The following is a 6,565-nucleotide window of genomic DNA, read 5'->3' as shown; positions in this document are numbered from 1 at the left end:
ATTTAACACACACCAATATGGAGGAACCAATCAAGCCGATAAGAGTAATATTTACTTTTACTTAGACGTCTAAATTTCGCATTGCTTAAATACAGCGACAAATTCGGATTTGTTGAGTTGAGGTAACATAATTTTAAATTCAGTTCTATGGTAACTTTCTAAAGCTGTGTCACAATAGTATTATAATCCGATTTAATGTATTATAACAGTGAATTATTATGAAATGAAGGTGGAAGTTATTAAAGAAAACTCTTTTTTTAAAGTACATCTTAAAAAAATTTACTTTATCATCATAACATTACTTGCTTTAGCGTTGTGCCTAATATCTAAAAGTGCTTGTGCAATACTTTTTATCGTGTCATTTACAGATGATGCTATATATATTATAAGTCCCGATTATACTAAAAAAATATACGAAAAAGATTTGTATATAAAAGCAGCTTTACTAGGGACATTGTTGGGATTTATAGTAGAAAATAAGGAGGCTTTTTCTAGCTATTTTATTTCGTAAGATTTTTTAAGGATGCAATAATAGTAAATTTTTATAAAGAAGAAAATGCAGATATTATGATTTATTAAAGTAGATACAAAATGTTTTCAAAATGTGCTTGGAAGAGTAAGAAGGTGGAGTTGCAAAAATGAAATCAATTGAAAAACTTATATTACAACTTGAAAGTGATTTATTGAAGTCAGAAACAAGAAAATCACCACAAAAAATAAATGAAATATTAGCAGATGATTTTATTGAGTTTACAAGTTCAGGAAGTGAATATCATTACAAAAGTGGTGATGTATTTCAAGAAGAAAATGATAGTAATGAATTATTTTGGGAAGTTGTGGATTTTAAAATAAAACGTTTATCATATGATTGTATATTAGCAACATACAAAGTAATAAAGCATAATGAATCAAATGAAAATAAGAAATATTCACTTCGTAGTTCTATATGAAAATATTATCATAGAAAATGGAAGATATTTTTGCATCGGGGAACGCTAACATTTAAAATTTAGGCAGAAAAGAATAAAGGAGATTTTTATGGGACTTGAGCATGAATTTTTTTTAGTAACATACGATGAGTATGAAGAAATTGGGTATGACGGATATCATTTTTTAAATAGATGTTTAAATAATGTTGTGTTAATTCATGATGATATAATTCAATATATACAGGATACTTTGAACTGGATACCGTCAATTAATCCAGCAATGAATTACGAAAAGGGATTTGGATTAAACAATTATGGAATCACATTGTTTGATAAAGAAGGAGCGGAAGTTATTCTAAGTTTAGCAGGGGCATGGGCTGACTTGTTTTCAAGAGGCCCATCTACTTTAAAACTTACTGGAAATTACTGTTTTACAGGAAGTGATACGTATATGCCAGAAGGAAGCTATGAAATGATTGAAGTATCTAGAGATAAGCTTGTCGAGAGTTTTAGAAAAATACAATTGTTTTCAGAGAGGGTTATATCTAATAAATACCTTATACTTCATTATGGTATATAGGAGTTATAAGATTAGGAAATAACTTTTATATTTTGCAGATTAAAATTAGAGTATTACAAAATAAATATCATGGAGTAGTATGATCTTGAGAGAAAGTGATGATAGAAAAAATATAACGGATGGCATATGATTTATTAACTATTTTTAGTTGATGATGACTATACAAAAGAAAGGTAGAAATTATGGAAATATCAACTCAGCAAGAAGGAATATCTATAAAAGAAAGTATAAAATTATTTTTTAAAATCAATATATTATTAGTACTATTTGAAATTTCTTTTAATATAGTACTAATATTTTTTTCGGGTGCATTATCTGTATATTCTGAAGATAAAAATATGAATGTAATTATTTTATATATCAGAGGATTAGTTAGCATACTATCATATGTTTGGGTTATTAGAAAAATAATTAAGGAAATTAATCTAAAAGAAAACTTCAAATTAAAAATTCAATACAAGCCCAAATTAAAGGAATATATGTATATAATTTTAGCGGTAATAGGATTTAGGATTGTTTATGAAAATACCTTAGGATTATTAATGGCAAATATTCCAATGAGTCCATGGCTGGAAAGTGCTTTAGAAAATGCTGTTAATGAAAATATTAGCTATTCTATTCCATTATTTATTATTTCAGTTATTGTGGTTGCCCCAGTTTTTGAGGAAATGATTTATAGAGGAATAATATTAGAACAACTATATAAGAGATATGGAAGTTTAAAGGCCATAGGTATTTCCGCACTGTTATTTGCAATAGTACATTTAAATATTCACCAAGGAGTAAATGGATTTTTCTTAGGAATAATATTGGGATTTATATATATCAAAACCAATTCATTACTACTTAGTATATTTGTACATTTCACAAATAATTTTCTTGTAATAACACTAATGTATCTTCCTTTTTTAGATGCCGATAGCTTTAAATTTAACATAGTTGAGCTAGTATGCGGATTACTATTGTTGTTAATTTCATATAAATTTTTTAATAACATAAAAGTGGATGAAAGTAGAAAGTTTAATATCAATATTAATTCTAAAATTAAAAGTGATAAGGTCTTAGATATGGATTATAATTCGGAATCCAAATAGTACCACAGTATTTATACAAGCGTCATAACAGTAGAATATTGTTAAGAAATTTCTTTTTAGGAATTAGCAATAAGGCACTAGGATTGGGGGAATTGATTATGAACAATGAAAAATTCATCCGTAGATGGGAGAAAACTAGACAAAAGAGCGAGGAAATATATATATTTACTAATGGACTAGTAATGGGCACAGGGATGTGTATGGGTGCTATAATTAACAAATTAATAATTCATAAAAACTCATTTGATTTCTATATGTATTTTGAAAATTTTATAGCAGGTTTTATAGGTGGAATAATTCCAGCAATTATAAGCTGGTCCAAAAATGAAAAAAGATATAATGAGTTAATAAATAATAATTTAAAAAAGCAATGATTTTATATTTCTTAATCTTCTAGTTTTACATATCAATATTAATTTAAGATGAAATAACATATATAAGACTTTATAAACGCCTTAAAAATTTGTATTGAAAAGAATTGTTAATACACAATAGTTAACATATGTTGGATTCCATAAAAATAAATAGGGGGAATATAAAATGTTTAAATTGGGAAGTTATTTACTATTTATAACGTTTACTCAATTGATAGTTGCAATATCATTTGCTCAATCATTGCCAGGTGTTGGTTCAACTTATGCATTTGAGCATGTTCATCCCATAGTAAAAATTATAATACTATTTGAGTTGATTTTTTCAGGATTTCTTATATATGAAGGTTATTCTAAAATTGATAAAATGTGAGGATGTGATATAATGCGTTGCCCTTATTGTAATGAAGAAATGGATAACGGAGTTATTCATAGAGATAGATACGCAATTAAATGGGTGCCAAAGGACAAAGACAGAGGATCGTTATTACAATGGTTTTCAAGGGGTATAATTCTTGCAGGCATGGGTGAAAGTGTTGAAGATGTATTTTATTGCGAAAAATGCGAGAAGATTATAATCGATACAAAAGGAAAAATAGATACAAGAAAAAAATAATATTTAAAACAGAGGGGGAATTACTATGCAAAATGCAGGCATTATAGGAGCTCTTAGTTCTCTAGGTATTATTAAAGTAATTTTGGAAATAATGCTTTATATGGCAAGTATTATTGCGTTATTTAAAGTAGTACAAGCGTTAAATATTTATATTGATAAAAATTCAAGATGACATTATAGGTTTTTTATTTGTATCATAACAGTAGAATATTACGAAGTAATCACAAAGTATATTTGGATATTGAAAATTTAATAATGTAACCGGAGGTGTGGGAAAAATGAATATAAAAAAATTCATAGAAATTATGTCTATTGCAGAAAAATTAAAGAATAATACAAGACACTCATGCACTTCTTCTAATCGACATGAAAGTGTAGCAGAGCATAGTTGGCGATTATCTTTAATGGCATATTTGGTCAAGGATGAATTTCCCGATGTTGATATTAACAAAGTAATATTAATGTGTATTTGTCATGATTTAGGTGAAGCAATAACAGGTGATATACCTTCATTTAACAAAACTAAAAGCGATGAGATTGTAGAAAATAGAGAAGTTCACCAATTGCTTAACAATCTGCCAGAACCATATAAAAAAGAACTTTCTAAGCTGTTTTTAGAAATGCATTCACAAAAAACTATGGAATCCAAGATTTACAAGGCACTTGACAAGATGGAGACACTAATTCAACACAATGAGGCTGATATATCAACATGGATTCCTCTTGAGTATGAATTAAATCTGACATATGGAGAAAAAGAAGTGGAGTTTTCAAAATATATGAAGGAATTAAAACAAACTATAAATGACGATACTATAAATAAAATACAGCGTTCAAAAGAATCAGTATCATAAATTCGTAAAGTTCTTATAAAATGTCCCAGCAGTAGAAAAATGAGTCCCCAAAAGATTATTTGTACAGTGGGAGGTTAGTATGAAAAATACAAAAATATGCCCAAAATGCAATTCAAAATCTATTGCAAGAATTCCAGGTGAAACAGGGCCGCATGGTTATGGAAATATCATCATGACGGGAATGACTATTTTCAGTGCAGTAAAGGTAACAAGATATCTATGTTGTGAATGTGGATATTCTGAAGAATGGATTGATGATAATAAAGATATAGAAAAAATTATTTATATGTTAAAATGGTGAAATTATCAGGAATGGATATTGATAAAAATTTAAGATAGCACATTATTAATAAAGATTATTTATGTAATTGATATAGAGGGAGTAATATTTATGAAAAAGCCAAAACCATTAGCAAAAGGAGACAAAGTTGCAGTTATAAGTATGTCGAGTGGTATGCTTGGTGAAGATTTTGCAAAACATGAATTGGATTTGGGACTAAAGAGAATAAAAGAGTTTGGATTAGTACCTGTTATAATGCCAAACGCATTAAGAGGAATAGAGTATTTGAAAAATCATCCAGAAGCTAGAGCACAGGATTTAAAAGATGCTTTTTATGATACATCCATAAAAGGGATTATTTGTGCAATTGGAGGAGACGATACATATAGAACATTACCATATTTATTAGATGATAATGATTTTATTAATGCTGTTCATAATAATCCTAAATTATTTACAGGCTTTTCAGATACAACAATTAATCATTTAATGTTTTACAAACTTGGGATAGGTACTTTTTATGGGCCTAATTTCATTTGCGATTTAGCTGAATTGGATGAAGAAATGTTGCCATATACAAGAAAAACATTTTTGAAGTATTTTGAAAGTCATAAGGAAGATTATATAGAATCAAGTAATGCATGGTATGAGGAGCGTACAGATTTTTCTATGGATGCTGTAGGTACAAGCAGAGTAGAGCATCTGGAGGAAAAAGGATATGAAGTTCTACAGGGAAAGGGGAAATGTAATGGAAGACTTTTAGGCGGCTGTCTTGAAAGTTTATATGATATATTAACTGGTACAAGATATGACGATCAAAAGGCTATATGTGAGAAGTACGGGTTGTTTCCAACATTAAATGAATGGAAAAATAAAATATTGTTCATTGAAACTTGTGAAGAAAAACCAAAACTAGAAGTATTTGAAAAAGAATTAATTGCTTTAAAAGATACAGGAATATTTGATGTTATCAACGGAATTATTGTTGGAAAGCCTCAGGATGAACAATATTACGAGGAATATAAAGAAATCTATTATAAGATTATCAAAAATAAAGATCTACCAATTATGTATAATGTGAATTTTGGTCATGCATATCCGAGATGTATCATTCCATATGGAATTGAGGTAGAGATTGATTTAGATATAAAGGCTATTAAGTTAAAGGAATCTATATTTGCATAATTTCAGGTTGAGGTAGGTCTACATCTTTTTATATTGTGTCACAATAGTAATATATGATGAACTATAAGAATACTAACAAATACCATGATTATGAAATAGGGGGGGAATTATATTGAGAAAAAAAGTTTTTCGCTCATTTACAGTCTATTTTTTACTTGCAAGTTTACTAATGATTTATACGCACTACAGAGGTCAAGATTCACATGGGATAGTTTTATTTGAATTGAATCCTATTCTAAATAATTTACGCTATACTGACTTTGCAAATAACTATATAAGAACTGGTCCCCAAATATCAAGTGGTAGTTTACAAGGTGATATTTCTGTGTTCTGGTATGTTTCTCACTTTATTAGTTTTGCATTATATGGATTGATTTTAGATTCCATTAGGTTTGGTATTAAGAAATATTCTAATCGTGTCAAATGAGTGTAATCTATAGTTGTAGTATTGCACCTTTTTCTTATCTTACGACATAGGGGTAAAATATGGTGAATTAATTAGGGGCAAAAGGAATATGGGATATAGTGAATAAAAAAAGAGTGACATATGTTTTATCAGGAAGGGCATTACTATTCATCGTAATAGTTGGTGTTTATTTTTCAGTCTTTATTCAACCAAAAATAGTTTTTACAGCGGAGATTGGCACTGTAAGCAA

The 6,565-nt window shown here is 28.3% G+C and carries 12 protein-coding genes; all 12 read left to right on the top strand.

Features of this window, described 5'->3' with window-relative positions; all coding sequences use genetic code 11:
* The first annotated feature begins 223 nt into the window (after positions 1–223).
* The 12 genes from DP68_RS17380 (at position 224) to DP68_RS17330 (ending at position 6,336) form a co-directional block, all read left to right on the top strand.
* Complete coding sequence (locus tag DP68_RS17380) at positions 224–511, top strand: hypothetical protein (RefSeq protein WP_035311684.1); 288 nt, start codon at positions 224–226, stop codon at positions 509–511.
* A gap of 127 nt (positions 512–638) precedes the next feature.
* Positions 639–950 carry a DUF4440 domain-containing protein gene (locus DP68_RS17375; RefSeq protein WP_052085887.1) on the top strand — a complete coding sequence of 104 codons (312 nt, stop codon included), beginning with the start codon at positions 639–641 and terminating at the stop codon, positions 948–950.
* A gap of 88 nt (positions 951–1,038) precedes the next feature.
* Positions 1,039–1,509 (top strand): hypothetical protein, encoded by a 471-nt coding sequence (locus DP68_RS19075; RefSeq protein WP_052085886.1) that lies wholly within the window; start codon positions 1,039–1,041, stop codon positions 1,507–1,509.
* Between the two features lie 182 nt (positions 1,510–1,691).
* A complete protein-coding gene (locus tag DP68_RS17365; RefSeq protein ID WP_052085885.1) occupies positions 1,692–2,603 on the top strand; it encodes a type II CAAX endopeptidase family protein in 912 nt (303 codons plus the stop codon).
* Between the two features lie 98 nt (positions 2,604–2,701).
* Positions 2,702–2,977: a hypothetical protein gene (locus DP68_RS17360; protein ID WP_035311683.1), complete on the top strand. Its 276-nt coding sequence runs from the start codon at positions 2,702–2,704 to the stop codon at positions 2,975–2,977.
* A 166-nt stretch (positions 2,978–3,143) separates the two neighbouring features.
* Positions 3,144–3,347, top strand: a complete 204-nt coding sequence (locus DP68_RS17355) for a hypothetical protein (RefSeq protein WP_035311682.1) — start codon at positions 3,144–3,146, stop codon at positions 3,345–3,347.
* A 12-nt stretch (positions 3,348–3,359) separates the two neighbouring features.
* Entirely contained in the window at positions 3,360–3,590 is a 231-nt protein-coding gene (locus DP68_RS17350; protein WP_035311681.1) for a PF20097 family protein, read from the top strand.
* Positions 3,591–3,615: 25 nt separating this feature from the next.
* Positions 3,616–3,762: a hypothetical protein gene (locus DP68_RS19795; RefSeq protein WP_291550142.1), complete on the top strand. Its 147-nt coding sequence runs from the start codon at positions 3,616–3,618 to the stop codon at positions 3,760–3,762.
* A 106-nt stretch (positions 3,763–3,868) separates the two neighbouring features.
* On the top strand, positions 3,869–4,444 hold the full coding sequence (locus DP68_RS17345) for an HD domain-containing protein (RefSeq protein WP_035311680.1): 576 nt from the start codon (positions 3,869–3,871) through the stop codon (positions 4,442–4,444).
* Positions 4,445–4,523: 79 nt separating this feature from the next.
* Positions 4,524–4,745: a hypothetical protein gene (locus tag DP68_RS17340; RefSeq protein WP_035311679.1), complete on the top strand. Its 222-nt coding sequence runs from the start codon at positions 4,524–4,526 to the stop codon at positions 4,743–4,745.
* Positions 4,746–4,835: 90 nt separating this feature from the next.
* Positions 4,836–5,909: a S66 peptidase family protein gene (locus tag DP68_RS17335; RefSeq protein WP_035311678.1), complete on the top strand. Its 1,074-nt coding sequence runs from the start codon at positions 4,836–4,838 to the stop codon at positions 5,907–5,909.
* Positions 5,910–6,021: 112 nt separating this feature from the next.
* Positions 6,022–6,336, top strand: a complete 315-nt coding sequence (locus DP68_RS17330; RefSeq protein WP_035311677.1) for a hypothetical protein — start codon at positions 6,022–6,024, stop codon at positions 6,334–6,336.
* Positions 6,337–6,565 lie beyond the last annotated feature (229 nt).

The organism is Clostridium sp. HMP27, from assembly GCF_000765165.1.
In the GTDB taxonomy this organism is placed as follows: domain Bacteria; phylum Bacillota; class Clostridia; order Clostridiales; family Clostridiaceae; genus Clostridium_AK.
This window is presented reverse-complemented; position numbering and strand designations above follow the sequence as displayed.

Coding starts and splice junctions, on each gene's coding strand:
- DP68_RS17375 (WP_052085887.1), top strand. CDS start 639: ATGAAATCAATTGAAAAACTTATATTACAACTTGAAAGTGATTTATTG.
- DP68_RS17380 (WP_035311684.1), top strand. CDS start 224: ATGAAGGTGGAAGTTATTAAAGAAAACTCTTTTTTTAAAGTACATCTT.
- DP68_RS17350 (WP_035311681.1), top strand. CDS start 3,360: ATGCGTTGCCCTTATTGTAATGAAGAAATGGATAACGGAGTTATTCAT.
- DP68_RS17335 (WP_035311678.1), top strand. CDS start 4,836: ATGAAAAAGCCAAAACCATTAGCAAAAGGAGACAAAGTTGCAGTTATA.
- DP68_RS19075 (WP_052085886.1), top strand. CDS start 1,039: ATGGGACTTGAGCATGAATTTTTTTTAGTAACATACGATGAGTATGAA.
- DP68_RS17360 (WP_035311683.1), top strand. CDS start 2,702: ATGAACAATGAAAAATTCATCCGTAGATGGGAGAAAACTAGACAAAAG.
- DP68_RS17355 (WP_035311682.1), top strand. CDS start 3,144: ATGTTTAAATTGGGAAGTTATTTACTATTTATAACGTTTACTCAATTG.
- DP68_RS17365 (WP_052085885.1), top strand. CDS start 1,692: ATGGAAATATCAACTCAGCAAGAAGGAATATCTATAAAAGAAAGTATA.
- DP68_RS19795 (WP_291550142.1), top strand. CDS start 3,616: ATGCAAAATGCAGGCATTATAGGAGCTCTTAGTTCTCTAGGTATTATT.
- DP68_RS17345 (WP_035311680.1), top strand. CDS start 3,869: ATGAATATAAAAAAATTCATAGAAATTATGTCTATTGCAGAAAAATTA.
- DP68_RS17340 (WP_035311679.1), top strand. CDS start 4,524: ATGAAAAATACAAAAATATGCCCAAAATGCAATTCAAAATCTATTGCA.